The following is a 25997-nucleotide window of genomic DNA, read 5'->3' as shown; positions in this document are numbered from 1 at the left end:
TCACGGCCAGAGCAGCTCCCGCACCCAGCCTCCATCCCGGCGGCGGTACCGCAGCCGGATGTGGCGGCGGGCGGCGTCGCCCTGGAAGAACTCGACCTCGTACGGGTCGACGACGTACAGCGTCCAGGTCTTCACGTCCGCGTCGGGCTCGGCCCGCGCCCGGGCCCAGGCGGCCTCGCTCGCCGCCGCCAGGGCGTCCAGGGAGTCCAGCGCCTCGCTCTGCCGGCCCACCAGCGCGGCGGCCAGGGCGCCCGTCGAGCGGGCGTGCAGGTCGGCGTACGCCTCCTCGGGCGTGCCGGTCGTCACGTGGCCCCGGACGCGTACCTGGCGGCCCTGCACCGGCCAGTAGAAGCCGAGCGCCGCGTGCGGGGCGGCGGCCAGTTGGCGCCCCTTGGTGCTGGTGGTGTGCGTCGTGAAGTGCCAGCCGCGCTCGTCGGCGTCGTGCAGCATGACCGTCCGCACGTCGGGCCGGCCCTCCGCGTCGACGGTGGCCAGCGACATGGTGTGCGGCTCCGCCTGCCCGGCCTGTGCCGCCGCCACGAACCAGTCGTGGAAGAGCGGCAGGGGACCTGCGGGCGCGGAGCCGGGGTCGAAGGCGGGCAGGTCGGTGTCCCATACGCGCAGGGACCGCAGGGCGTCGTGGAAGTCGGTCATGGGGACATCATGCGCGCCCCAGGACCACCGTCCCCGACGAGCAGAACCAGCCGCCGGTGCCCGACACCACCCCGAGGCGGGCGTCCGGGACCTGGCGGCCGGGCGCCTCGCCGCGCAGTTGGCGGGCCGCCTCCACCAGGAGGAACAGGCCGCGCATGCCGGGGTGGCAGGCGGACAGGCCGCCGCCGTCGGTGTTGACGGGCAGGGTGCCGTGCCGGACGTACGGGCCGCCCTCGCCCTTGGCGCAGAAGCCGAGGTCCTCCAGGGTCACCAGGGTCATGTAGGTGAAGGCGTCGTAGATCTGGGCGAAGTCCATGTCGGCGGGCGTGAGGCCCGCGCGTTCGAAGGCGAGCCGGCCGCTCACCGCCGCCGGTGACACCGTGAAGTCGGCCCACTCCGACATGGTGGTGTGCGAGACGTGCTCGCCGGTGCCCAGGATCCACACCGGGACCTTCGCCGTGTCGGGTACGTACTCCTCCGCCGCCAGCAGCACGGCGCAGCCGCCGTCGCTGCGGATGCAGCAGTGCAGCTTGGTGAAGGGGTCGGCGATGACCGGTCCGGCGAGGACGTCGTCCACCGTGATCGGGTCGCGGAACATCGCCTCCGGGTTGAGCGCGGCGTTCGCGCGCGCCTGGACGGCGACCTCGGCGAGCTGCTCCAGGGTCGTGCCGTACTCGTGCATGTGGCGGCGGGCCGCCATGGCGTACTTGGCGACGAGGGTGTGCCCGTACGGCACTTCGAACTGGAGCGGGCCCCGGGCGCCGAAGGAGAGGTTCGCCGTGCGGCGGCCGGCCTTGATGTCGGCGCGGGCGGTGGAGCCGTAGACGAGGAGGACGGCGTTGGCGTGGCCCGCCGCGATGGCGTCCGCCGCGTGCGCGGCCATGACCTCCCAGGTGGCGCCGCCCACGGCGGTGGAGTCCACCCACCGGGGCCGCAGCCCCAGGTACTCGGCGACCTCGACCGGGGCCAGTGTGCCCAGCCCGGCCGAGGCGAGCCCGTCCACGACGGACCGGTCGAGCCCCGAGTCGGCGAGCGCCCGCCGGGCGGCCTGGGCGTGCAGCGCGTAGGGGGTGGCCGTGTCGACGCGGCCGCAGTCCGAGAGTGATACGCCCACGATGGCGACGGAACGACGACGAGGCATAAAGCTGACGGTACATCAGATAACGGCTATGGGCATCGGTGGCGGACCGGCCTAATATGACGATCCGTCAGAAATGGAGGGCCCCATGGACGCCGCCTTCACCGCCGAACAGGACGAGATCCGCCGCACTCTCCGCGAACTGCTCGCCAAGCACTGCGCGACCGAGCAGGTCCGCGCCGCCACCGGCACCGACGCCGGACACGACCCGCACCTGTGGGCGCTGCTCGCACGGCGGCTCGGGCTGCCGGGGCTCGCGCTGAGCGAGGCGTACGGAGGCGTCGGCTGCACCACCACCGAACTGGCCCTCGCCGGCGAGGAGATCGGCCGCGTCCTGGCCCCCTCGCCGCTCCTGGCCACCGCCGTGCTCGCCGCCCCGCTGATCGCCCGGCTCGGTACCGAGGCGCAGCGGACGGCACTGCTGCCGCGCATCGCGGACGGTTCGCTGACCGCCACGCTCGCCGCCGCGCCCCTGCCCCACGTCCTCGCCCTGACCGGCGACAACCGGGCCGGTGAGTGGGCCGGGGGCGGGCGGGCCGGCGGCGTCCAGGCCCGGAGGGCCGGGGACGGGACGTGGACGCTGTACGGGGAGGTGGGGCAGGTCCTGGACGGGCACAGCGCCGGCCTGCTGCTGGTCGCCGCGCACACGGGCGGCTACCCCGCCGCCCGGACGCTGCTCTTCCTCGTACGGGGGAGGCCGGCCGGCCTGACGCGCGTACGGCTGACGTCGCTGGACGAGACGCGGCCGCTCGCCCGCGTCGAACTACGCGAGGTGGAAGCCGAGTTGCTGGGCGCGGACGAGGGCTTGGCGGATGTGCCGGACGCGCTCGCGGCGACCGGGCGCGAGGCGGCCGCCGTGCTCGCCGCGGAGGCCGTCGGGGCGGCGGCCCACATGCTGGAGCGGACCGTGGAGTACGTACGGGCGCGGGAGCAGTTCGGGCGGGCGATCGGGTCGTTCCAGGCGGTCAAGCACCGGCTGGCCGACCTGTACGTGCGGGTGCAGGCGGCGCGCTCGGCGGCGTACTACGCGGCCTGGGACCCGGCCGCCGGGGGCCTGGCGCTCGCCCAGTGCCTGGAGGCGCTGGGCACCGTCGCCGCCGAGGGCGTCCAGCTCCACGGCGGCATCGGCTTCACCTGGGAACACGAGGCCCACCTGTACGTCAAACGGGCGACCGCCGACGAGCTCCTCTTCGGCCCCGTCCACCGGCTGCGCGGCCACGCGGCCGAAGCGGCGGGGGTGCTCGCCCGGTGACCGGGCCGTCACCGGCCCGGCGGCTGGTCCAGTGGGTCTCCTCGACCCGTACGTTCGCGAGGCTCGCCCCGCACGTCGTCCCCGCACTCGACCGGGCGGTCCACCGGCTGACCGGCGGAAGGGTGCTGCCCAGCGCCCGGATGCTGCCGGGGCTGGTGCTCGTCTCGCGCGGTGCCCGCTCGGGCCTGGAGCGCCGCACCCCGCTGGCCTGCGTGCCGGAGGGCCCGGCGGCGGCCACCTGGCTCCTGGTCGGCTCCAACTTCGGCCGCCCCGCGCACCCGGCCTGGACGGCCAACCTGCTGGCCCACCCGGACGTGGAGGTCCACTGGCGCGGCCGGACGGTTCCCGTCCACGCCCGGCTGCTGAAGGGCGAGGACCGCGAGGTGGCGTGGGCGAAGGCGCTGCGCTTCTGGCCGCCGTACGCCACGTACCAGGCCAGGGTCGACCGCGAGATCCGCCTCTTCCGCCTCACGAGGAGGGGGTGACGGGGCCGGATACGGGAACGCCGACGGCGGTCGAGGAGAAGGACCGCCGTCGGCGCGACAGGACGTGTGGGAGTGGGGTGCTACTTCGTCGGCTTCTTGCTCGTGATGCCGAGGTGGACCAACAGTGCGAGGTTGGGCTTGAGTTCGGCCTGCTTGACGCCCCAGGTGGTGAAGCCCTTCTGGTGTGAGGCGACCGCCGCGAGCATCGCGACCAGGGAGCCTGCCATCGCGGCCGGGTTGACGTCCTTGTCGACCTTGTTCTTGGCCTGGAGCTCCTTGACCGCGTCGGTAAGGGAGTTGGTGACCGAGTTCAGGATCTTCATGCGGATCTTGTAGAACCGCTTGTCGCCCTCGGCCGCGCCGAGGTCGACCACGCGGAGGATGGCGTCGTTCTTGCGCCAGAAGTCGAGGAAGCCCTCGACCAGTTCCTCCGCTGCCTGCCAGGCGGCTTTGCCGACCCAGGTGCGTCCGGAGACCAGTTCGGTCAACCCGGCGCCCTCCTTGGCCATTTCTTCCGCGATTTCGAGGACCGCGCCCTCGACGTCCGGGAAGTACTGGTAGAACGTCGCCGGGGAAGTGCCCGCCTTCCGGGCCACGTCGATGACTTTGACGTCCCGGTACGGCGAGGAGCTGAGCATCTCGCTGAGGCAGTCGAGCAGCTTCTGCCGCGTCGCCTGTCCGCGTCGACCGGCCACGCGGCCGTCGACGGTGCGTACTTGTCCTGTCATGCCGTCAGCTTACCGAGGGGTGATCCGCGCGCGATTCGGCCGACTGCAAATGGGGTGACGCCCCTCGGTGACGGCCCCCGGCCGGGCATCGGGGCGGGCATCCGTGCGGGCGGCCGCGCGGGCCCGGGCAGTCCTGGCCGGCGGGGGCGCCGGCGGCCGCGGAGCGGTTTTCGGCCACCTGGGAGCCGTGCACTGCCCCGATAGGATTATTAACAGCCTGTGGAAAACTTCGGTGGACAACCCATGCAAGCGCTGGGCCGGACGTCGCCCGTATCCCGACAATTGCGCACGCGTTCGATTCTTCTTCCCTGCGGCGGACGCCCGGCGCCCTTAGCGTGACTGTGACGGGCACCACACGCCCCGCCCGTACACGGAAAGGGATCAGGTCCATGGCCGCAGTCACAGAGGGCACGCCGTGCTGGGTGGATGCGATGCTCCCCGACCTCGAAGCCGGCAAGCGGTTCTACGGTGAGCTCTTCGGCTGGACGTTCGACGAGGGCGACGAGGCGTACGGCAACTACACCAACGCCTACAGCGACGGGAAGCGCGTCGCCGGCCTCGCGCCCAAGCGGGACGGCCGGATGCCCACCGTCTGGGGCGTCTACTTCGCCACTCCCGACGCCGTCGCCACCACCCGCAGGATCCGGGAGGCGGGCGGCCAGATGGTGATGGACCCCATGCCGATCGGCTCCTTCGGCACCATGGCCCAGGCCGCCGACCCGGGCGGGGCCGTCTTCGGCCTGTGGGAGGCGGGCGAGCACACCGGCTTCGAGAAACAGGGCGAACCGGGGTCCTTCTGCTGGACCGAGGTCTATACGAGGGACAAGGACGCCGTGGACGCCTTCTACGAGACCGTCTTCGGCTTCCAGGTGCGCGACCTCGACGACGCCTCCATCGACTTCCGGGTCTGGTCGCCCGCCGGTACGCAGGCGAGTGACGAGACGGCCATCGGTGGGCGCAGCGTGATCACCGACGCCTTCCCGGCCGCCATGCCCGCCCACTTCCTCACCTACTTCGCGGTCGAGGACTGCGACGACACGGCCGCGCTCGCCACCCGCCTCGGCGGCCGCGTCACCGAGGAGCCCTTCGACACGCCGTACGGCAGGATCGCCCTGATCGCCGACAACCAGGGTGCCGTCTTCGCCGTCCTGGCCGAGCCGAAGGCCGCCTGAGGACCCCGGTGAGGGTGTCCGGATCGGGGTGAGACACCCCGATCCGCCCCCGGGTTCGCAACCACCGCCCCGGACAGGAACAATCAGGGGGCGACTGGGGCCGTACTTTCATGGCCCCTACGGGGAGGTGGCAGGCAAGTGGAACAGCTCACGCAGCACGACCCGAGACGGATCGGCCCCTTCGAGGTGCTGGGCCGGCTCGGTGCCGGAGGCATGGGCCTGGTCTATCTCGCGCGATCGGCGTCCGGGCGGCGCGTGGCGATCAAGACGGTTCGGACCGAGCTCGCCGAGGACCAGTTGTTCCGCGTCCGCTTCACGCGCGAGGTGGAGGCCGCACGGGCGGTGTCCGGCTTCTACACGGCGGCCGTGGTGGACGCCGATCCGCGGGCGGCGGTGCCGTGGCTGGCGACCGCGTACGTCCCGGCGCCCTCGCTCGAGGAAATAGTGAATGAGTGCGGGCCCCTGCCGGCCCAGGCGGTGCGCTGGCTCGCCGCCGGTATCGCCGAGGCGCTCCAGTCCATCCACGGCGCCGGGCTGGTCCACCGCGACCTGAAGCCGTCCAACGTGCTCGTCGTGGAGGACGGGCCGCGCGTCATCGACTTCGGCATCGCGTCCGGCGTCTCCAACACCCGGCTGACGATGACCAACGTCGCCGTGGGCACGCCCGCGTACATGTCACCCGAGCAGGCGAAGGACTCCCGCAGCGTGACCGGCGCGAGTGACGTCTTCTCGCTCGGCTCCACGCTGGTCTTCGCCGCCACCGGGCACGCCCCCTTCCACGGGGCGAACCCGGTGGAGACCGTCTTCATGCTGCTGCGCGAGGGCCCCGACCTGGAGGGCCTGCCGGACGAGCTGCGGCCGCTGATCGAGTCCTGTATGCAGATGGAGGCGGGGCTGCGGCCCTCGCCGGCGGACCTCCAGGCCCAGCTCGCGCCGCACCTGTTCTCCGGCAGCGACGACAGCGGTACGGCGTCGGCGTGGCTGCCCTCCCGGGCCACCGCGATGATCGAGGCCCGCCGGGGCGGCCGCCCCAGCACCCCGCCACCCCCGGCGACGCCGCCGTCCGCCCCCGCCCCCGCCCCCGCCCCGGTGCCCGGTCCCGGGCCGGGCAGCGAGTGGGACGCTTCCCGGCGCGGCGGCAACGGTGACCCCCGTACGGGGCATGCGGCGCCCGCCGCGCCCGCGGCTCCTGTACGGCTGCCCGGCGCCCCCTTGCCCATCGGCCCCGGGCCGCGCGTCGCCGACACGCGCGCCGGGGTCGCGGTCGACGCCGGGCCGGCCACCGGCTGGATCCGCCGCCCCGCGGGGAGTCCCGCGGGCTCCGACCCGGCACCGGCTCCCGCCCCGGCGCACCCGCCGCACCCGGGGGCGCCGCCCGCCGGGCCGCCCGCCGGGGCCTCCGCCGGGGCCTCCGCCGCGCCGGAGCCCGCAGGCCCCGGGCACTGGCGGCCGTGGCGGTTCCGGATGTCCAACGACGTGTGGGGCACCCCGGTCGTCTCGGGCGACCTGCTCTACGTCACGTCCTTCGAGGTCCACGCCCTGGACGTCGGCACCGGTCGGCGCCAGTTCAAGACCCGGGACGTCGCCTGGACGATGGCCGTGGCCGGTGGCCGTATCCACGCCTCCGACGGCCCGTCGCTGTACGCGCTGGACGCGCTCGACGGCAGCGAGCGGTGGCGGCTCCAGACCGACGCCTGGGCGTACTCCCTCAAGGTCGACCGGGGCACCGTCGTCACCGGCACGCGCGGCGGCGGCGTCCAGGGGTGGGAGGCCTCCAACGGCGAGAAGCTGTGGGAGATCACCGGCGCCCAGACCGACTTCGAGACCCCGGACGCCGGGCCCGCCCTGTTCGACGACACCGTGTACGTCTGGCGGGACGCCCGGCTCCAGGCCCTCGACGCGCGCACCGGCACGGAACGCTGGTCGTACCCGATCGGCGACGCCGCCTCCTGCGGCGGCGTGCCCGTGCGCGTCGCCCCGGCGGAGGACGGCTACGTGTACGTCTCCGCCGGCACCCGGGTGCTGTCCATCGACATCATGTCCGGCCACGTCCGGTGGCACTTCGAGGCCCCGGCGGTCTTCCTCTCGCCGCCCGCCTTCGCGCCCGGCCCGGCCGTCACGGGCGGCGGGGTGTACCTCGCGGACTACCTCGGCACGGTGTACGCGCTGGACGCCACGACCGGCAAGGACCGCTGGCGCATCGCCACCGAGTCCCGCCATTCGAGCGAGCCCGTCCTCGTCGCCGACGGCAACATCCACGTCGGCAGCGGTAGCGCGGTCTACACCCTGGACGCGGTGACCGGCACCCCGAAGTGGCGCTTCCCGGCTGGCGGCCCGATCATCGGTGCCCCCGTCGTCGCGGACGGCCGGCTGCACTTCGGCTCGGCCGACCACGTGCTGTACACGCTGGACGCGAGCGGCGGTCAACTGCGCTGGAAGCTCACCACGGGCGGTGAGATCACCGGCTCCCTCGTCGCCCGGGCGGGCGTGGTCTACGCGTGCAGCAAGGACCGCTGCGTCTACGCACTGGACGCGATAAAGGGCACGGCAACGGGCCGCAGCGGCGCGCGCTGACCCGGGGCGGATCCCGGCTGAGCGCGCCCCGGGGCGCCGTTGCGGGCAGTCGCCCCGCCGGGGCGCGGCTCCCCCCTGTGGTGGGCAGTCGTCCCGCCGGGGCGCGGCTTCCCCTGTGGTGGGCAGTCGTCCCGCCGGGGCGCGGCTTCCCCCCGTTGTGGGCAGTCGTCCCGCAGGGCGATGGGGGTCCCCCCTGCTCGAGCGAAGCCGAGAGCTTGGGGGAGGGTGGGCACAACGGGACAGGGGCGGTGCCCTTGACCGGTGCCCCCGGGGGCGGTGCCTGTTCCCGGTGACCACGGGTGCGGGTCGGTGGCCGGGGCGGCCACCGCCGGTGGGTGGGGGCGGGGCCCCTCCGGGCTCGCCTCCTCGAGGCCGGCGGCCTGGGGTGCCAGGGCAAGGGAGCCCACGCCTCGCCGCCAACCTCTGCGGGGGCGACCCTGCACGGCCCCGCCCGGCCGGACGCCGGGTGCGGGCGGGCAACGGTTACGCACGGCCCGGGGGCCGTCAGCCGCGGTGCGGGGGGCCCGGGCGTTCGGGGCCGCCCGGCCAGGGGCCCGGTTCGTCGCCCGGGCGGTCCACGGGCCGGGTGTCGTCGTAGCGGGGGTACTCGGCCGTCGGTGCGTCGCCCGCGTACGGCTCCTCGTGGCCACGCCGGTGGAGCCCGTGCCCGCGCCCCCAGCCGCCCCGCAAGGCCGGCTCGTCGGGTTCACGCGCCCGTGCCCGCCCGCTCATCAGCACGGCGGCCAGTAGCAGGAGCACCCCGCCGCCCACGGCGAGGGCGACGCCCGGGCCGAGGCCCGAGCCGTCGGACTCCACGCTGAGACTGCCGACGGCCTGCCCCTGGCGGACCATCCACAGGATGGTGAAGGCCAGCACGATCAGCCCGGCGAGGGCGGTCAGCAGCCGGGACCGCAGCACCAGTCCCACGAGCGTCACCAGCGCGGCGAAGGCCAGCGGCAGCAGGATCGAGGTCTCCAGATCCGCCTTCGTCGGGCTGATGCCGCTGAAGAGGTCGGCGACGCGGTAGTCGCGTCCGGGACGGCCGTCGTACCAGGCACGGAAGGGGCTCCAGACGGCGGCCGTCGCTCCGGCGAGAGCGAGGACGGAGCCGATGACGTTACGGACCATCGTCGGCCTCCCAGGGGTCGGCTCTCGATCACGACGCTACGCCGCCCGGGGACGGGGCGCCACACGGCGCTGCTAGGGTGACGTGTGCCCGTCAAGATCGGGCTCCCACTCACTCACACTTTCAACGGGGGTTGAACGTGAAGCTCCGCCATGTCCGTGCCATTGCCGTCTTCGGCGTCGCGCTCGTCGCACTCACCGGAGCCCGTGGCTCCGGCGGCGGTTGCAGCAGCAACAGCGGCAGCAGCAGCCACAGCTCCGACTCCGGCAGCAGCACCACTGGTGGCAGCCACGACAACGACGGTTCCAGCAGCAGCTCGGGCGGCGTCTCCGTCCCCGGTGGTTCCGGCGGCGACAAGGCCGCGCGCGACATCAAGATCGACGACTGCCGGATGGACGACGCGGGCAAGAACCTCGTCGCCCGGCTCACCGTCACCAACAGCGGCGCGCTGGACTACACGTACAACATCACCATGAAGTTCCGTGGCGACGCCGCCTCCGGCGCGACCACCGTGCGTGCCAACGTCACCGGGCTGACCGTCAAGGCCGGTGCCTCGCAGGTCGCCGAGGCGACGACGGCGTACACCGGCACGGGCAACGGCAGCGAGTACAAGGAGTGCGTCGTCGACAGCGCGACGAAGACCGCGCTCTGACGTCACCGGAGGCGGTACGCCCCGTCCCTGCCCCGCCCCTCGAACAGCGCCGCCTGCCGGTCCGCCGGCAGGTTGCCGAGCGCGATCAGGTGCGGGGCCTGGGCGAGCGCGTGGGCCCTGGCCGCCTCCCGCGCGGCCCACACCGCCCGTACCGTGCCCTGCACGGCCTCGGTGGGGTACGCGGCGATGACGGCCGCCGCCCGTCGGGCGGCGAGCAGCGCGCCGCCCGGTTCGGTCAGCTCGGAGACCAGGCCCGTCTCGTAGGCCCGCCGCGCCGACACCCGTTCGGCCGTACCCATCAGGGACATGCGGGCGACCTCCCCGTACGGCATGCGTTGCGCCATGAGGACCGCCTCGTACGCGCTGACCATGCCGTACGCCGTATGGGGGTCGAAGAAGGTCGCCTCGCGCGAGGCGACGACGAACTCGCACTCGCCGAGCAGGTAGAACGCCCCGCCGCAGGCCATCCCCTCCACGGCCGCGATCACGGGCTTCCACAGGTCGTTGGCCTTGGGGCCGATGGTGAGGAGCGGGTCGTCGATGCTGTACGGGGAGGGCGGCTGCGGTACGTCCACGGTCCGGTCGACGCCGGTGCAGAACGCCTTCCCGCCCGCGCCGGTGAGCACGATGCTCCGAACGCCCTCGTCGTACCGAAGGTCCCGCCAGAGGGCGGTGAGCCGGTGCGCCATGGTGAGGTCGATGGCGTTGTGCCTGGCGGGGCGGTCGAGGGTGACGACAGCGACGCCCTGGTCCGTTTCGACGGTGGCGGTCATGACCGTTCCAGGAGCCAGCGGGGCATGCCGTCGGCTCCGAACACCACGCGGACCGGCGCGCCGATGCGCAGCCGGGCCGGGTCGACCGAGTCGATGGGCGCGCCGGGCGCGGCGACGACGTTGCCGACGAGCCGGATGCGCGGGGCGTCGGCGAGCTCGACGACGGCGACGTTGTAGCGGGGCGCGAGGGCGGCGTACGCGGTCAGGAGGGGCGGGTGGGGGACGACGTACGACCAGATGCGGCCGCGCCCGCTCATCGGGCGCCACTCGCTGTCGAACGACTGGCAGTGCGGGCAGCAGGGGCGGGGCGGGAAGCGCAGCTCGCCGCAGCGGGCGCAGCCCTGGACGCGCAGCTCGCCCCGGGCGGCGTACTCCCAGAAGGGGGCGCCGTCCTCGTCGACGACGGGTTCGAGCATCTCAACTCCTGAGGAGGAGGGCGGAGGTGGGGACGCCTTCGCCGGCGGTGACCAGGCAGGTGCGGGCGCCTGGGACTTGGGCGGTGCTGGTGCCGCGCAGTTGCTTGACGCCCTCGGTGATGAGGTTGAAGCCGTGGACGTACGCCTCGCTGAGCCCGCCGCCGCCGGTGTTGAGCGGTAGTCGGCCGCCGGTCTCCAGCGCGCCTCCTTCGGTGAAGACGGCCCCTTCGCCGCGTGCGCAGAAGCCGTATCCCTCCAGGGAGAGGGGGATGAGGGGGGTGAACGCGTCGTAGATCTGGGCGACGTCGATGTCCTGGGGGCCGAAGTCGGCCTGCTTCCACAGGTGACGGGCGGCGGTCCAGGCGGGGCCGGTGAGGGGGTCGTCGTTCCAGTAGTTGACCATGCCGTGGTGCTGGGCGGGCAGGCCCTGGGCGGCGGCGTGGACGTACACGGGGGTGCGGCGGCAGTCGCGGGCGCGCCCGGCGGAGACGACGACGCAGGCGAGGGCCCCGTCGGTCTCCAGGCAGTTGTCGAAGAGGCAGAGCGGCTCGCTGATCCAGCGGGAGGTCATGTACATCTCGCGGGTCAGGGGGCGCTCGTACATGATCGCGGCAGGGTTCTGGTTGGCGCGGTTGCGGCAGGCGAGGGCGACGTTGAAGAGGTGGTCGCGGGTGGCGCCGTACTCGTGCATGTAGCGGCGGGCGAGCATGCCGATCTCGTCGGCGGGGCGGAGCAGGCCGTACGGGCGGGTCCACTGGGCGGGGGTGGGCAGTTGGGCGTGGGTGTTGGTCCAGGGGCGGGGGCCGGAGCCGCGTTTGCGTGACCGCCAGGCGACGCCGACGGTGGCCTGGCCGGTGGCGATGGCGGCGGCGAGGTGGGCGACGGTGGCGCACGATCCGCCGCCGCCGTATCCGGCTTTGGAGAAGAACGTCACGTCGCCAGCGCCGATGGACTTGGCGACCTCGACCTCGTCGGTCTCCTCCATGGTGTACGAGGCGAAGGCGTCGACCTCGGCGGGCGCGATGCCGGCGTCGTCGAGGGCGGCCAGGATGGCGCGGCACGCCAACGTCTTCTCGGTTTCGGGGAGTTGCTTGGCGAACCGGGTCTGTCCGATCCCGACGATGGCCGTCGCGTCCTTGAGTCCTCCACCTGTCATGGCTGTGACGGTAGCGCTAATCTGACGGATAGTCAGCTACAGGGAGGGTGCGAGATGCGCGGACGACGCGGCGACCTGGAATGGGGCACGATCCCGGGGCTGGTGCGGTCGGCGGCCGAGCGGTACGGGCCCCGGGAGGCGGTCGTGGAGGGCCGCACGCGGGTGTCGTACGCCGAGCTGGGCGAGCGCGTCGAGCGGGCGGCCGCCGCGTGCATGGCGGCGGGCGTGGAGCCGGGCGACCGGGTCGCGGTGTGGGCGCCCAACACCCTCGACTGGATCGTCTCCGCCCTCGGCGCGGTGACGGCGGGCGCCGTGCTGGTGCCGCTGAACACCCGCTTCAAGGGGGCGGAGGCGGCGTACGTCCTGGAGCGCAGCCGCACCAAACTGCTCTTCATCACCGGGACGTTCCTGGGCACGTCGTACGTGGCGTCCCTGCGGCGGACCGGCGTCGTGCTGCCGGACCTGGAGCAGGTGGTGGTCCTGGCGGACAGCGCGCCGGAGGACTTCCGTACGTGGAAGGACTTCCTGGCGGGCGGGGACGCGATCTCCTCGCAGGAGGTCCGCGCACGCGCGGACCGCCTGGAGGGGAACCGCCCCTCGGACATCATCTTCACGTCCGGGACGACGGGCCGCCCCAAGGGCGCGGTGATCACCCACGCGCAGACGCTGCGCTGCTACGAGACGTGGGCGGACCTGGCGGGGCTGGTGGAGGGCGACCGCTACCTGATCGTGAACCCGTTCTTCCACACCTTCGGCTACAAGGCGGGGATCATCGCGTGCCTGATGCGGGGAGCGGTGATGGTGCCGCAGCCGGTGTTCGGCGTGGACACGGTGCTGGCCAATGTCGCGGCGGAACGCGTCTCGGTCCTGCCGGGCCCGCCCACGCTCCTCCAGTCCCTGCTCGACCACCCGGCCCGGCCGGCGCACGACCTGTCCTCGCTGCGGCTGGTGGTGACGGGCGCGGCGGTGGTGCCGTTGCGGCTGGTGGAGCGGCTGCGCACCGAGCTGGGGGTGGGCACCGTCCTCACGGCGTACGGCCTCTCCGAGGCGAGCGGCATCGTCACCATGTGCCGCCGGGGCGACCCGCCCGGGACGATCGCCACCACCTCGGGCCGCCCCATCCCCGGCACGGAGGTCCGCGTCGACGCCTCGGGCGAGGTCCTGGTGCGCGGCCACAACGTGATGAGCGGCTACTTCGAGGACCCGGCCGGCACGGCGGCGGCCATCGACGCGGACGGCTGGCTGCACACCGGCGACGTGGGCGTCCTGGACGAGGCGGGGAACCTGCGCATCACCGACCGCCTCAAGGACATGTTCATCGTGGGCGGCTTCAACGCCTACCCCGCCGAGATCGAGCAGCTCCTCGCCGCCCACCCCGAGCTCGTCGACGTCGCCGTCGTCGGCATCCCCGACCCCCGCCTCGGCGAGGTCGCCAAGGCCTTCGCGGTCCGCCGCCCCGGCTCCACCCTCACGGCCGACGACCTGATCGCCTGGGCGAGGCGGGAGATGGCGAACTACAAGGTGCCCCGGAAGGTGGAGTTCCTGGCCGAGCTGCCGCGCAACGCGAGCGGCAAGGTGGTGAAGGGGGAACTGCGGGCACGGTCGGCGGGCTGAGCGCCCCCCGGACACGGCGAAGGGGGCGGACCCGGCTCAGGTCCGCCCCCTTCGTGGAGCGTGCCGCACCTCGCGAAGGGTGGGGCTTCGTGGTGGCGGCAGGTGCGGCCGACCGCGGAGTGCCGCGGCCGCGGCGGCTCCCCCTCCGCGCCGCCGCGGCCGCACCCCGTTGCGAAGGACGCTCGGTCAGCTCGCCGGAGGCGCGGGCGTGTGGTGGTCGCCCAGCGTCGTGATGGTGTCCTGGGCCGGCGGGGCCGGCGTGTGGTGGTCGCCCATGGTGGTGATGGTGTCCTGGGCGGGCGGGGCCGGCGTGTGGTGGTCGCCCATGGTGGTGATGGTGTCCTGGGCGGGCGGGGCCGGCGTGTGGTGGTCGCCCAGCGTGGTGACGTTGTCGAGCTTCTTCTTCGCGGACTCGCTCATGCTTCTGTCCCCCGTTAGGTGCTGGTATCCGTTTGGTGCCTTCTGACCGGCGGCTCCCCCGAGGGTCGCCGGGCAGAAGGCTAGTGGACCCGCGTGCCCCCCGACGCGGCGGATCGACTGCAATGGAGCATGCCGGGTGGGCATAAACAATCGATGAACGCCCTGCTCGCGGCCTCAGGCCGCCGTCAGCGGCGACAGGAGCCCCCGGACCTCCTCCGCCTCCGCCGTCGCGCCCGACTGCTCGTGCAGGGCCAGCGCCTCGCGCCAGCAGGCACGCGCACGGCCCGACTGCCCGAGGCGGTCCAGCGCCTTGCCCAGCGTGATCAGGACGTTGCCGCGGATGCGGTCACCGCCGATGCAGCCGATCGCGAGCGCCTGCTCCGCGTGCTGGGCGGCCCGGGTGGGGTGCTGGGCGGACAGGTGCGTCTGCGCGATGCGGAAGTGCGTCGTCCCCGCCCACAGGCGCTGGCGGTTCATCTCGAACCGGTGCAGCGCCTCCGCCAGTTGCTCCAGCGCTTCGGCATGGCGGCGGGCGTGGGTGAGGGCGACCCCCAGCGCGTACTGGGCGTTGGCGAGGCGCAGGGTGTGCCCTATCCGCTCGTACAGCTCGACGCCCTGCTCGGCGAGCGAAATGGCCTGCGACACGCGCCCCATGGACAGGTGGATCCGTGAGAGGTTGCACAGGGCGCTCGCCTCACCGGGGCGGTTGTCGTCCGCGTGGGAACCCTCCATGGCCTTGAAGAGATGCCTCTCGGCGTCCTCGTAGCGGCCCTGGTTGAAGGCGATGATTCCCCGGTCGTTGTCGGCCCAGTAGACGGGGGCGGCGTCCCCGGCCGCCGTCGCCAGCCGCGCGGCCTGTTCGGCTTCCCGGTCCGCCTCCTCGTACCGGCCCGCCACCAGGTGGACGTTGGTCATGGAGGTCCGCGCGCGCCCCTCGATACGGGCGTCGCCCGAGGCGCGGGCGGCGTCGAGGGCGGACAGCGCGGCCGACTCGTACAGCTTGGAGTTCGCGCCGGACTCCGCCAGGTCCTGGGCGGCCCACAGCAGGTCCACCGCCGTGCGCAGCCGCGGGCCCTTCGCCGCCTGCCGCGCGCACGCCAGGAGGCAGTTCGCCTCCGTGTACAGCCAGTCCAGCGCCGCCTGGCGGTCGGTGAAGGTGAGGCCCTCGTACGTCGTCGGCTCCAGGTGGGCCACCAGGCGGTCGCCGGGGCGTTCCATGGCGAAGACGTGGGCCGCGGTGGCGAGGTAGAAGTCCAGGAGGCGGGAGAGGGCCAGTTCGCGTTCCGCCGGGGGCTGTTCGTCGCGGTCGGCGCATGCACGCGCGTAGAGGCGGACCAGGTCGTGGAAGCGGTAGCGGCCGGGGGCGGCGGATTCCAGGAGGGAGGTGTCGACCAGCGCCTCCAGGAGGTCCTCGGCGTCATGGAGGGGGAGGTCCAGGACGGCCGCCGCGGCGGCGAGGGAGATGTCGGGCCCGTCGGCCAGGCCCAGGAGGCGGAACGCGCGGGCCTGGGCGGGTTCGAGCTGGCCGTAGCCGAGTTCGAAGGTGGCCTTGACGGCGAGGTCGCCCGCCTGGAGCTCGTCGAGGCGGCGGCGTTCGTCGGCCAGCTTGGCCGCGAGGACCGACACCGTCCAGGTGCGGCGCGCCGCCAGGCGGGAGGCGGCGATGCGGATCGCGAGCGGGAGGAAGCCGCACGCGGCCACCACGTCCAGGGCCGCCTCGCGCTCCGCCTGGACCCGTTCGGCGCCCACGATCTTGGTGAAGAGCTGGAGGGCCTCCTCCGGGGACATCACGTCCAGGTCCACCAGGTGCGCACCGGCCAGGTCGACCATCCGGACGCGGCTGGTGACGAGGGCCGCGCAGCCCTCCGTGCCGGGCAGCAGGGGCCGCACCTGGGCGGCGTCCCGGGCGTTGTCGAGCAGGACCAGCACCCGCCGCCCGGCGAGCGTCGACCGGTAGAGCGCGGCACGCTCGTCGAGGGTGTCGGGGATGGCCGAGTCGTGGGTGCCCAGCGCGCGGAGGAAGGCGCCGAGCACGGTCTCCGGCTCCGCCGCCCGGGCCCCGGCGCCCTGGAGGTCGACGTACAACTGCCCGTCGGGGAAGCGCGGGCGCGCGGCGTGCGCGACGTGCACCGCGAGCGTGGTCTTGCCGACGCCGCCGATGCCCGCGAGCGCCGACACGGCCATCACCGAGCCGTCGGCCGTGACCAGCCGGTCGCCCAGCTCCCGTACGAACGCCGCCCGTCCGGTGAAGTCCGGCACCGTGGCCGGCAACTGCGCCGGCCGTGACACGGCCGGGGCGGGCGACGGCTCCTCCACCGGGCGGGCCAGCTCCGCGTCCGCCTGGAGGATGCGCTGCTGGAGCCGCGCCAGTTCCGGACGCGGGTCGACACCCAGCTCGTCGGCGAGGAGCCGGCGCGTGTCGGCGTACACGGCGAGCGCCTCCGCCTGCCGTCCGCTGCGGTACAGCGCCAGCATCAGCAGCTCCCGCAGCCGTTCGCGCAGCGGGTGCGCGGCGGTCAGGGCGGTCAGTTCCGACACCGCCTCCGCGTGGTGCCCGCACTCCAGGTCCAGGTCCAGCCGGGTCTCCAGCAGCGACAGCCGCCATTCCGCCAGGCGGGCGCGCTGCGTCTCGGCGTACGGACCGGGGACGTTCGCGAGGGGCTCGCCGTCCCACAGGCCCAGCGACTTGTCGATCAGCATCCGCGCCTGGTTCCGGTCACCCGCCGCGCGTGACTTCTCCGCCTCGGCGGCCAGCTCCTGCGCGACGTTCAGGTCGAGGGCGTCGGCGCGGCCCCGGATGGCGTACCCGCCCGACTCGCTGACCAGCACGCCCGGCGGGAGGACCTTGCGCAGCCGTGAGGCGTACGTCCGGACCGCCGCGAGGGCCTGCGAGGGCGGTTCGTCGCCCCAGATCGCGTCGATCAGCTCGGCGGCGGTCGCCGTGCGCCCGTCGCGCAGCAGCAGCGCGGCGAGCAGGGCCCGCTGCTGGGGCGACCCGGACGGCAGGGCCTCGCCGTCCCGCCAGGCACGTACCGGGCCGAGCACGCCGAAGCGCAGGTCGCCGCACACGCCGCCCTGCGGGCCGTCGCGCCGGTCGCGCGCGTGCGTGTCGCCGTGCGGGCCGTCGCGCCGGTCGCGCGCGTCGCCGCCCCGCTCGGCGGGACCCGGCTGCGGAGCGCGCTGCTCCGGCACTCGCGGCCCGTCTTCACGGTCCATAGCTCCCCCTGCCCGTACCGCTGGTTTCGCCCCCGACAGTCTGCCTTGTCGATGGCGTTTGCGTCAGCAGTGGGTGACGCTCTGCACAAGCTCCCCCCACCGAATAGCTGACGGGTCGTCAGTTCGGCGCTACCGTGCTACGCATGGAGACCTTCCCGAAGATCATCTCGGTGGACGACCACACGGTGGAGCCGCCCCACGTCTGGCAGGACCGGCTCCCGTCGAAGTACCGCGACACCGGCCCGCGCATCCTCCGGGCGCCCTTGAAGGAGATGACCTTCCTGGGCGGGAAATTCGCCCCGGTGATGGGCGAGAAGGGCGACGAAGGGCCCGTCGGGGACTGGTGGGTGTACGAGGACCTCCACCGCCCGCTCACCCGTCTCGACACCGCCGTCGGCTACGACCGTGACGAGATACGGCTCGAAGTCATCACGTACGAGCAGATGCGTCCCGGTTCGTACAGCGTCCCCGACCGGCTCGCCGACATGGACGTCAACCACGTCCAGTCCGCGCTCTGCTTCCCCACCTTCCCGCGCTTCTGCGGCCAGACCTTCACCGAGGCCGCCGACCGTGAACTCGGGCTGCTGTGCGTCCGGGCGTACAACGACTGGATGGTCGAGGAATGGTGCGGCCCCGAGGCCCACGGCCGCCTCATCCCGCTCACCCTGATCCCGCTGTGGGACGCCGAACTGGCCGCCGCCGAGGTGCGCCGGAACGCCGCCCGGGGCGTGCGGGCCGTCGCCTTCTCCGAGATCCCCCCGCACCTGGGGCTGCCGTCCGTCCACACCGACGCCTGGGACCCCTTCCTCGCTGCGTGCGACGAGACGGGCACGGTCATCGCCATGCACATCGGCTCGTCGTCGAGGATGCCGTCCACCTCGGCGGACGCCCCGCCGGCGGTCGGCTCCACCATCACCTTCGCCAACTGCTGCTTCTCGATGACCGACTGGCTGATGAGCGGCAAACTGGAACGCTTCCCGGGCCTGCGGATCATGTACGCCGAGGGCCAGATCGGCTGGATCCCGTACATCCTGGAGCGGGCGGACGTGGTGTGGGAGGAGAACCGCGGCTGGGGCGGCGTCGCCGACAAGGTCCGCCGACCGCCCTCGGAGGTGTTCGCCGAGCACGTGTACGGCTGCTTCTTCGACGACGCCTTCGGGCTGCGGAACCTGGACGCGATCGGCGTCGGCAACGTCCTGTACGAGACGGACTACCCGCACTCCGACTCCACCTGGCCGAAGTCCCGCGAGGTCGGCGAGGCCCAGATGGGCCACCTGGCCCCGGACGTGGTGGAGCGGATCGTGCGCGGCAACGCGATCGACCTGCTGGGCCTGACCGAGGACGGCCTCTGGCGAGGGTGACGGGCCCGGCCGGCCGGGTTTCGCGGACGCGGCACGGCGGCAGCATCCCGGCATGACTCTGACGCTTGCCGAGGCCGACAAGATCCTCGCCGACAACTTCGCACCCTGGGTGCTGGAGCTCGGCCTGTCCGTGGTGGAGACGGGTGAGGCGCACGCCGTGCTGCGGTTGCCGTGGGACGGGCGGCTGGCCCGGGAGGGGGGTGGGCTGTCGGGGCAGGCGCTGATGGCGGCCGCCGACACGGCCACGGTGATCGCGGTGTCCTCGGCGCGCGGGGCGTTCGTGCCCATGACCACGGTGCAGCAGTCCACCAGCTTCATGCGGGCGGTGACCGGCGCCGACGTCCTGGTGGACGCGCGGATCACCAAGCTCGGCAAGCGGATGGCGTTCGCCGAGATCACGATGACCGCGGAGGGCGAGGGGGACGGGGGGCCGGCGGCGCGGGCGTCCACGGTGTACGCGCTGCTGGGGTGAGCACCGCTCTTGTCGTCTGATGGAGCGTCAGGTACGACTGGGGAGTCGCTGACGGTCCATCAGGTATGGGGGTGCGGGCGTGGTCTCGTACGGGATGCAGTTGCCGGTCCAGTCGCAGAGCACCCTCTACGCGGAAACCTGGGAGGCGGACGCCGGTCCCGAGGATCTCGTGGAGATCGCCCGGGCCGCCGACCGGAGCGGGTTCGCGTACATCGCGTGCTGCGATCACGTGGCGATACCCCGGCGGCTGGCCGGGGCGATGAGCACCGTCTGGTACGACCCCGTCGCCACCCTCGCCCACCTCGCCGCCGTCACCCGGCGGGTGCGGCTGCTCAGCCACGTGGCGGTCGTCGGGCTGCGCCATCCGCTCGTGACGGCGAAGGCGTACGCCACGCTCGACCACCTGAGCGGCGGGCGGCTGGTCCTCGGCGTCGGGGCCGGGCACGTGCGGGAGGAGTTCGAGGCCCTGGGGGTCGACTTCGAGCGGCGGGGCGCCGTGCTGGACGAGGTGATCGACGCGCTGAGGGCGGCGCTGGGGGCGGAGGAGTTCCCGGCCTTCCGTGGCGAGCGGTTCGCCTTCGAGGGGCTCGGGCAACGGCCACGTCCCGCACAGGAGCGGGTGCCCCTCTGGGTGGGCGGATCGTCGCCGGCCGCCGTGCGCCGCGCCGCGCTCAAGGGCGACGGATGGCTGCCGCAGGGCGACCCACGCGACCGGCTGCCCGCGCAGATCGGGAAGCTGCGGCGGCTTCGCGAGGAGGCCGGGATCGAGCAGCCGGTCGTCATCGGCGCGATCACCGAGGCGCTGTACGTCGGCGACGCCCCCTGGGACGTGGGGCGGCGCACCCTCAGCGGCAAGCCGGACGCGCTCGCCGAGTCGCTGCGGGCCTACGGGGCGATGGGCGTGGACCAGATACAGGTGCGGTTCCGGTCCCGGAGCCGTGACGAGCTGATCGACCAGATGGGGGCCTTCGCCGACGGTGTCGCGCCCCTGCTGGGCTGAGGAGGCCGGCATGGGCAAGCTGGACGGGCGTGTCGTGCTCATCACGGGCGCGGCGCGCGGACAGGGTGAGCAGGAGGCCCGGCTCTTCGTGGCGGAGGGCGCCAGGGTCGTGCTGGGGGACGTACTGGACGGGGAAGGGGCCGCGCTCGCCAGGGAACTGGGGGAGGAGCGGGCGCTGTACGTCCACCTGGACGTGGGGCGGGAGGACGACTGGGGCCGGGCGGTCGAGGCCGGGAGGGGCGCCTTCGGCAGGATCGACGGGCTGGTCAACAACGCGGGCGTGCTGCGCTTCAACGAACTCGTTTCCACGCCGCTGGAGGAGTTCATGGACGTGGTCCGGGTCAACCAGGTCGGGTGCTTCCTGGGGATACGGACCGTGGCGCCCGAGATCGAGGCGGCGGGGGGCGGCACGATCGTCAACACCGCCTCGTACACCGCCCTGACGGGCATGGCGTACGTCGGTGCCTACGCCGCCAGCAAGCACGCCGTCCTCGGGCTGACCCGGGTCGCGGCGGTGGAGCTGGGCGGCAAGGGCATCCGGGTCAACGCCGTCTGCCCGGGCGCGGTGGACACCCCCATGTCCAACCCCGAGGGCGCGGATCCCGCCACGCTGGACGAGCTGTACCGCAAGCTCGTGCCGCTGGGTCGGGTCGGGCGGCCGCAGGAGGTCGCGGCGCTGGCGCTCTTCCTGAGCTGCGACGACTCCGCGTACGTCACCGGGCAGCCCTTCGTGATCGACGGAGGGTGGCTGGCGGGGGTGAATCTCTTCTAGGTCTCTGATGACCCGTCAGGTATTGACGGTGCGGGTGGGCGGTGGAACAGTCGGGCTTCTGGAACTGACGGTCCGTCAGAAATAGCGTAGGGACGGTGACCCCTTGGAATTCGGGCTCTTTGTACAGGGATACGTACCGGCCAAGCGGGCACAGGCCGACCCCCAGGCCGAGCACAAGGCGCTGATGGAGGAGACGGAGTACGTCATCCAGGCGGACAAGTCCGGGTTCAAGTACGCCTGGGCCTCCGAGCACCACTTCCTGGAGGAGTACTCGCACCTGTCGGCCAACGACGTGTACCTGGGCTATCTGGCGCACGCGACCGAGCGGATACATCTCGGATCGGGGATCTTCAACCCGCTCGCACCCGTCAACCACCCCGTGAAGGTCGCCGAGAAGGTCGCCATGCTCGACCACCTCTCGGGCGGACGCTTCGAGTTCGGCTCCGGGCGCGGGGCCGGGTCCCACGAGATCCTCGGGTTCCTGCCGGGCATCACCGACATGAACCACACCAAGGAGATCTGGGAGGAGACCATCGCCGAGTTCCCCAAGATGTGGCTCCAGGACGAGTACGAGGGCTTCCAGGGCAAGCACTGGTCCCTGCCGCCGCGCAAGGTCCTGCCCAAGCCGTACGGGGCCGGCCACCCGGCCATGTGGTACGCGGCCGGCTCACCGTCCTCGTACGCCATGGCGGGCCGGAAGGGGCTGGGCGTGCTCGGCTTCAGCGTGCAGAAGGTCTCCGACATGGAGTGGGTCGTCGACTCGTACAAGACGGCGGTGAAGGACGCGGAGCCGGTCGGGGCGTACGTCAACGACAACGTGATGGTGACGTCGACGGCGATCTGCGCGGAGACGCACGCCAAGGCGGTCGAGATCGCGGTGTCGGGGGGCCTGAACTACCTCCAGTCGCTGCTGTTCCGGTACCACGACACGTTCCCCCGGCCGGAAGGCATCCCGGAGTGGCCGGAGCTGCTGCCGGAGTACACGGAGGAGATCATCGAGCTGCTGATCGCGGAGGAGCTGATGATCTGCGGCGACCCGGAGGAGGTGCTGCGGCAGTGCCGGCGGTGGGAGCGGGCCGGCGCCGACCAACTGTCGTTCGGGCTGCCGATCGGGGTGTCGTACGAGGACACGATGACCACGATCCGGCTGATCGGGGAGCACGTGATCCCCCACATCGACACGGACCCGGTCCACCGCACGACGCGCTTCCGCGAGGCCTCGGCCACCGCCTAGCCGTCGGGCCGCGTCCGTTGGTGGGGGTGCGCCCCGGCTCGGGGGGGCACCTGCCCGTTTGTGGGCATTCGTGCCGCAGGGCGATGGGGGTCCCCCCTGCTCGAGCGAAGCCGAGAGCTTGGGGGAGGGTGGGCACAAACGGTCCGCAGACGAACGGTGCACCCCGGTGGGGTGCGGCCACCCCCGGTGGGTGGGGCGGGGCCCCTCCGGGCTCACCTCCTCGAGGCCGGCGGCCTTGGGCGCCAGTCAAGGGAGCCCGCCCTTTGCCGCCGGCCTCTGCGGGGGCGACCCTGCACGGCCCCTCCGGCCGGACGCCGGGTGCGGACGGGTGCGACCGGGCTCGGGGCGGAGCCCCGGTAGACGCGGGCGGTGGCATCCCGGGCCGCCGGCCCGTACCGCCCCGGCCGTGGGGCGCCGTGGCCGCGGCCGGTCACGGCGGCCCCGGCCGGGGCACACACGCGACGCAGCGAATAAGGGGACGTCATGCTCGACCATCTGATCAAGGGCGCCGACCTCGTCGACGGCACCGGGGCGCCCGTCCGCAAGGCCGACGTCGGGATACGGGACGGGCGCATCGCGGTCGTCGCGGCGGCGGGGTCCGTCACCGAGGGCGCCAGGAGCAGTGAGGACGCCGACGGGCTCGTCCTCGCGCCCGGGTTCGTCGACCCGCACACGCACTACGACGCCCAGTTGTTCTGGGACCCGTACGCCACGCCCTCCATGAATCACGGGGTGACCACCGTGGTGGGCGGCAACTGCGGGTTCACGCTGGCGCCGCTGCGGCCCGAGGACGCCGACTACACACGGCGCATGATGTCCAAGGTGGAGGGCATGGCGCTGGCCGCCCTGGAAGAGGGCGTCGACTGGAGCTGGCGCGGCTTCGGGGAGTACCTGGACGCGCTGGAGGGGCGCGTCGCCGTGAACGCCGGGTTCATGGTGGGGCACTGCGCCCTTCGGCGGTACGTGATGGGGGCGGACGCCATCGGAGGCACGCCCGCCCCGGGGCAGCTCGACACCATGGTGCGGCTGCTGCACGAGGCCATGGACGCCGGGGCCTGGGGCCTGTCCACCACGCAGTCGTCCACGCATTCGGACGGCGACGGCGCCCCCGTGGCGTCGCGCCACGCCGGGCCCGAGGAGCTGCTGGCGCTGTCGAGGGCCGTGGGCGAGCACGAGGGCACGCAGATCGAGGCGATCGTGGCCGGGTGCCTGGACCAGTTCGCGGACGCGGAGATCGACCTGCTGGTGGAGATGAGCGTCGCCGCGGGGCGGCCGCTGAACTGGAACGTCCTGACCATCGACGCGGCCGTTCCCGAGCGGGTGCCCCGGCAGCTCCTGGCCAGTGAGCGGGCGCGGAAGGCGGGCGGGCGGGTCGTCGCGCTGACGATGCCGATCCTCACGCCGATGAACATGTCGCTGGGGTCCTTCTGCGCGCTCAATCTGATTCCGGGGTGGGGCGATGTGCTGGGGCTCCCCGTGGACGAGCGGATCGCCCGGCTGCGGGACCCGGGGGTGCGGGCGGAGATGCTGCGGCGCGCCGACTCCAGGGAGGCCGGGGTGTTCCGGCGCCTCGCCGACTTCGGGCGGTACGTCATCGGCGACACGTACAGCCCGGAGAACGAGGGGCTGACCGGGAGGGTGGTGCGGGACGTCGCGGCGGAGCGGGGGCAGGATCCGTTCGCGTGCCTGGTCGAGATCTGCGCGGCCGACCGGCTGCGCACGGTGCTGTGGCCCATGCCGCCCGACAACGACCCCGCCTCCTGGGCGCTGCGCCGCGAGACGTGGGAGCACGAGGACGTGCTGCTCGGCGGCTCGGACGCGGGGGCGCACCTGGACCGGATGTGCGGGGCGCCGTACACGACGAGGTTCATCGGTGACTGCCTGCGGGGGCGGAAGCTCGTCGGGCTGGAGCGGGCGGTGCGCATGGTGAGCGATGACCCGGCCCGGCTCTTCGGGCTGCGGGAGCGGGGCAGGGTGGCGGAGGGCTACCACGCGGACCTGGTGCTGTTCGATCCGGAGCGGATCGACGCCGGGCCGGCGACGCTCGTGCACGACCTGCCGGGCGACAGCCCGCGGCTGGACTCGCGGGCGGTGGGGATCGTGTCCGTGCGGATCAACGGTGTGGAGACCGTGCGGGAGGACCGGGTCACGGGTGCGGTGCCGGGCAGGGTGCTGCGGTCGGGGCGGGACACGAGGACGGTGCCGACGCGGTGAGGCTGTTCATCGGGGGCGAGTGGGTCGAGCCCGAGTGCGGGCACTACGAGGTGGTCAACCCCGCCACGGAGGAGGTCGTCGGCCTCGCCCCGGAGGCGAGCCGGCGCCAGGTGCACGAGGCGGCCGCGGCGGCGAAGGAGGCCTTCGGGCGCTGGTCACGCACGCGGCCGGAGGAGCGGGCGGCCGTGCTGGACCGGGCCGCCGACGTCATGGCCCGGGACGCGGAGGAGCACGCCCGGCTGGCGCGGGCGGAGAGCGGGGCGACGGCCGCCACGGCGCGGGCGATGCAGGTCGCGGTGGGGATCGCGCGGTTCCGCCGGTACGCGAAGGGCGCCCTGGAACCGGTGGAGCAGCCGCTGCCGCCGCAGATCAGCGGGGCGGGCCCGATGGGTCCGGCGTCGGTTCTCGGGGCGGTCGCGGTGCGCCGCCCCGTCGGTGTGGTCACGTGCGTCACCTCGTACAACAACCCGTGGGCCAACCCCGCCGGGAAGATCGCGCCGGCGCTCGCCATGGGCAACACCGTGGTGGTGAAGCCGGCGCCGCAGGATCCGCTGTCGGTGTACGCGATGGCCCGGGCGCTGGAGGAGGCGGGGGTGCCGCCCGGGGTGGTCAACGTGGTCACGGGGTCGGGAGCCGGGACGGGGGAGGCGGCGGTCGACTCGCCGGACGTGGACATGGTGAGTTTCACCGGGTCGACGGCGGTGGGGCGGCGGATCGGCGAGGTGTGCGGGCGCGAGCTGAAGCGGCAGCTCATGGAGCTGGGCGGCAAGGGCGCGGCGCTGGTGTTCGACGACGCCGACCTGGGCGCGGCCGTCCGGGGCATCGGCAGCACGTTCTCCTTCTACAGCGGCCAGATCTGCACGGCTCCCACGCGCGTGCTGGCGCAGCGCGGGGTGTACGAGCGGTTGGTGGAGGGGCTGGCCGGTTACGCGGGGCGGCTGGCGGTGGGGGACCCGGCCGATCCGGGGACGGTGGTGGGGCCGGTCATCTCGGCCGCCCACCGCGACCGGGTGGAGGGGTATGTGGAGCTGGGGCGCGAGGAGGGCGCCCGGGTCGTCGTGGGCGGGACGAGGCCCGCGTACGACAGGGGCTTCTTCGTGGCCCCGGCCCTGCTGGCCGACTGCACCCACGAGATGCGGGTCGTGCGGGAGGAGGTCTTCGGCCCGGTCGTGGTGGTCGTGCCGTTCGACGACGAGGAGGAGGGCGTCGCGCTGGCCAACGACAGCGACTACGGCCTGATCGACTACGTCTGGTCGGGGGATGTGGCCCGCGCCTTCCGTGTGGCGGCCCGGTTGCGGGCCGGCGGGGTGGGCGTGAACACGGTCGGCCGGAACATGGAGGCGCCCTTCGGAGGCTTCAACAAGAGCGGTGTGGGCCGGGATTGCGGGTCCTACGCGCTGCACGCGTACAGCGAGCTGCAAGCGGTCGTGTGGCCTGGCTGAAAACAGCTCGGGAAAATTTAGAAACCGGCAAATCGGACACGGTTGCGGTTCCCGTATATCGAACCGTGTAGTTTTCACCTACCAATCGGTCTGTGACGGGTGGGGGTGATCTTGATTTCTTTGCCG

At 73.3% G+C, this 25997-nt stretch carries 22 protein-coding genes; 13 read left to right on the top strand and 9 right to left on the bottom strand.

What is annotated here, in order from left to right:
• Together ACZ46W_RS20285 and ACZ46W_RS20280 are read right to left on the bottom strand one after the other, a co-directional pair.
• A complete protein-coding gene (locus ACZ46W_RS20285) occupies positions 1-654 on the bottom strand; it encodes a pyridoxine/pyridoxamine 5'-phosphate oxidase (protein ID WP_468339336.1) in 654 nt (217 codons plus the stop codon).
• Positions 655-661: 7 nt separating this feature from the next.
• The gene (locus ACZ46W_RS20280; RefSeq protein WP_468339334.1) at positions 662-1795 is read right to left on the bottom strand and encodes a thiolase C-terminal domain-containing protein; all 1134 of its coding nucleotides are present in this window, start codon (positions 1793-1795) and stop codon (positions 662-664) included.
• Between the two features lie 85 nt (positions 1796-1880).
• Between ACZ46W_RS20280 and ACZ46W_RS20275 the strand changes: the two genes are divergently transcribed.
• Together ACZ46W_RS20275 and ACZ46W_RS20270 are read left to right on the top strand one after the other, a co-directional pair.
• Positions 1881-3044, top strand: coding sequence for an acyl-CoA dehydrogenase family protein (locus ACZ46W_RS20275; RefSeq protein WP_468339332.1), 1164 nt, complete (start codon positions 1881-1883; stop codon positions 3042-3044).
• Positions 3041-3529, top strand: coding sequence for a nitroreductase family deazaflavin-dependent oxidoreductase (locus ACZ46W_RS20270; protein ID WP_468339330.1), 489 nt, complete (start codon positions 3041-3043; stop codon positions 3527-3529). The genes ACZ46W_RS20275 and ACZ46W_RS20270 overlap by 4 nt, the downstream gene beginning before the upstream one ends.
• A gap of 80 nt (positions 3530-3609) precedes the next feature.
• On the opposite strand, the gene ACZ46W_RS20265 is transcribed toward ACZ46W_RS20270, so the two are convergent.
• Positions 3610-4257: a TetR family transcriptional regulator gene (locus tag ACZ46W_RS20265; RefSeq protein ID WP_468339328.1), complete on the bottom strand. Its 648-nt coding sequence runs from the start codon at positions 4255-4257 to the stop codon at positions 3610-3612.
• 389 nt (positions 4258-4646) lie between these two features.
• Here ACZ46W_RS20265 and kbpA point away from each other — a divergent pair, with 389 nt between their 5' ends.
• Positions 4647-5429 carry an AfsK-binding protein KbpA gene (gene kbpA / locus ACZ46W_RS20260; RefSeq protein ID WP_468339326.1) on the top strand — a complete coding sequence of 261 codons (783 nt, stop codon included), beginning with the start codon at positions 4647-4649 and terminating at the stop codon, positions 5427-5429.
• Positions 5430-5567: 138 nt separating this feature from the next.
• Positions 5568-8003, top strand: coding sequence for a protein serine/threonine kinase AfsK (gene afsK / locus ACZ46W_RS20255; RefSeq protein WP_468339324.1), 2436 nt, complete (start codon positions 5568-5570; stop codon positions 8001-8003).
• Between the two features lie 504 nt (positions 8004-8507).
• Here afsK and ACZ46W_RS20250 read toward each other — a convergent pair.
• Positions 8508-9131, bottom strand: a complete 624-nt coding sequence (locus tag ACZ46W_RS20250; RefSeq protein ID WP_468339322.1) for a hypothetical protein — start codon at positions 9129-9131, stop codon at positions 8508-8510.
• 137 nt (positions 9132-9268) lie between these two features.
• Here ACZ46W_RS20250 and ACZ46W_RS20245 point away from each other — a divergent pair, with 137 nt between their 5' ends.
• Complete coding sequence (locus tag ACZ46W_RS20245) at positions 9269-9781, top strand: hypothetical protein (protein ID WP_468339320.1); 513 nt, start codon at positions 9269-9271, stop codon at positions 9779-9781.
• Between the two features lie 2 nt (positions 9782-9783).
• Here ACZ46W_RS20245 and ACZ46W_RS20240 read toward each other — a convergent pair whose 3' ends face one another.
• From ACZ46W_RS20240 to ACZ46W_RS20230, 3 genes are read right to left on the bottom strand one after another with little or no spacing between them, the layout of a single operon-like run.
• Entirely contained in the window at positions 9784-10554 is a 771-nt protein-coding gene (locus tag ACZ46W_RS20240) for an enoyl-CoA hydratase/isomerase family protein (RefSeq protein WP_468339318.1), read from the bottom strand.
• Positions 10551-10970 carry a Zn-ribbon domain-containing OB-fold protein gene (locus tag ACZ46W_RS20235; RefSeq protein WP_468339316.1) on the bottom strand — a complete coding sequence of 140 codons (420 nt, stop codon included), beginning with the start codon at positions 10968-10970 and terminating at the stop codon, positions 10551-10553. The genes ACZ46W_RS20240 and ACZ46W_RS20235 overlap by 4 nt, the downstream gene beginning before the upstream one ends.
• Position 10971: 1 nt before the next feature.
• Entirely contained in the window at positions 10972-12126 is a 1155-nt protein-coding gene (locus ACZ46W_RS20230; protein ID WP_468339314.1) for a lipid-transfer protein, read from the bottom strand.
• Positions 12127-12180: 54 nt separating this feature from the next.
• On the opposite strand from ACZ46W_RS20230, the gene ACZ46W_RS20225 reads away from it, so the two are divergent.
• Positions 12181-13740: a FadD3 family acyl-CoA ligase gene (locus ACZ46W_RS20225; RefSeq protein ID WP_468339312.1), complete on the top strand. Its 1560-nt coding sequence runs from the start codon at positions 12181-12183 to the stop codon at positions 13738-13740.
• A 186-nt stretch (positions 13741-13926) separates the two neighbouring features.
• Here the strand turns inward: ACZ46W_RS20225 and ACZ46W_RS20220 are convergent, their stop codons facing one another.
• Positions 13927-14160 carry a sigma-like protein gene (locus ACZ46W_RS20220; protein ID WP_366128799.1) on the bottom strand — a complete coding sequence of 78 codons (234 nt, stop codon included), beginning with the start codon at positions 14158-14160 and terminating at the stop codon, positions 13927-13929.
• A gap of 174 nt (positions 14161-14334) precedes the next feature.
• Positions 14335-17376: an SARP-family global regulator AfsR gene (gene afsR / locus ACZ46W_RS20215; RefSeq protein WP_468339310.1), complete on the bottom strand. Its 3042-nt coding sequence runs from the start codon at positions 17374-17376 to the stop codon at positions 14335-14337.
• Positions 17377-17519: 143 nt separating this feature from the next.
• On the opposite strand from afsR, the gene ACZ46W_RS20210 reads away from it, so the two are divergent.
• The 7 genes from ACZ46W_RS20210 (at position 17520) to ACZ46W_RS20180 (ending at position 25871) form a co-directional block, all read left to right on the top strand.
• Positions 17520-18737 carry an amidohydrolase family protein gene (locus tag ACZ46W_RS20210; RefSeq protein ID WP_468339308.1) on the top strand — a complete coding sequence of 406 codons (1218 nt, stop codon included), beginning with the start codon at positions 17520-17522 and terminating at the stop codon, positions 18735-18737.
• 52 nt (positions 18738-18789) lie between these two features.
• Positions 18790-19209 (top strand): PaaI family thioesterase, encoded by a 420-nt coding sequence (locus tag ACZ46W_RS20205; protein WP_468339306.1) that lies wholly within the window; start codon positions 18790-18792, stop codon positions 19207-19209.
• Positions 19210-19303: 94 nt separating this feature from the next.
• Positions 19304-20209, top strand: a complete 906-nt coding sequence (locus tag ACZ46W_RS20200) for an LLM class F420-dependent oxidoreductase (protein ID WP_468339848.1) — start codon at positions 19304-19306, stop codon at positions 20207-20209.
• Between the two features lie 10 nt (positions 20210-20219).
• Positions 20220-20981 (top strand): SDR family NAD(P)-dependent oxidoreductase, encoded by a 762-nt coding sequence (locus tag ACZ46W_RS20195; protein ID WP_468339304.1) that lies wholly within the window; start codon positions 20220-20222, stop codon positions 20979-20981.
• A 103-nt stretch (positions 20982-21084) separates the two neighbouring features.
• Positions 21085-22215, top strand: a complete 1131-nt coding sequence (locus tag ACZ46W_RS20190) for an LLM class flavin-dependent oxidoreductase (RefSeq protein ID WP_468339302.1) — start codon at positions 21085-21087, stop codon at positions 22213-22215.
• A 483-nt stretch (positions 22216-22698) separates the two neighbouring features.
• Positions 22699-24429, top strand: a complete 1731-nt coding sequence (locus tag ACZ46W_RS20185; RefSeq protein ID WP_468339300.1) for an N-acyl-D-amino-acid deacylase family protein — start codon at positions 22699-22701, stop codon at positions 24427-24429.
• Entirely contained in the window at positions 24426-25871 is a 1446-nt protein-coding gene (locus tag ACZ46W_RS20180) for an aldehyde dehydrogenase family protein (protein ID WP_468339298.1), read from the top strand. Before ACZ46W_RS20185 ends, ACZ46W_RS20180 begins: the two co-directional genes overlap by 4 nt.
• Positions 25872-25997 lie beyond the last annotated feature (126 nt).

Source organism: Streptomyces sp. NPDC031064 (assembly GCF_055570965.1).
Note: the sequence above shows the minus strand (reverse complement) of the source record. Positions and strands in the feature narration are given on the sequence as shown.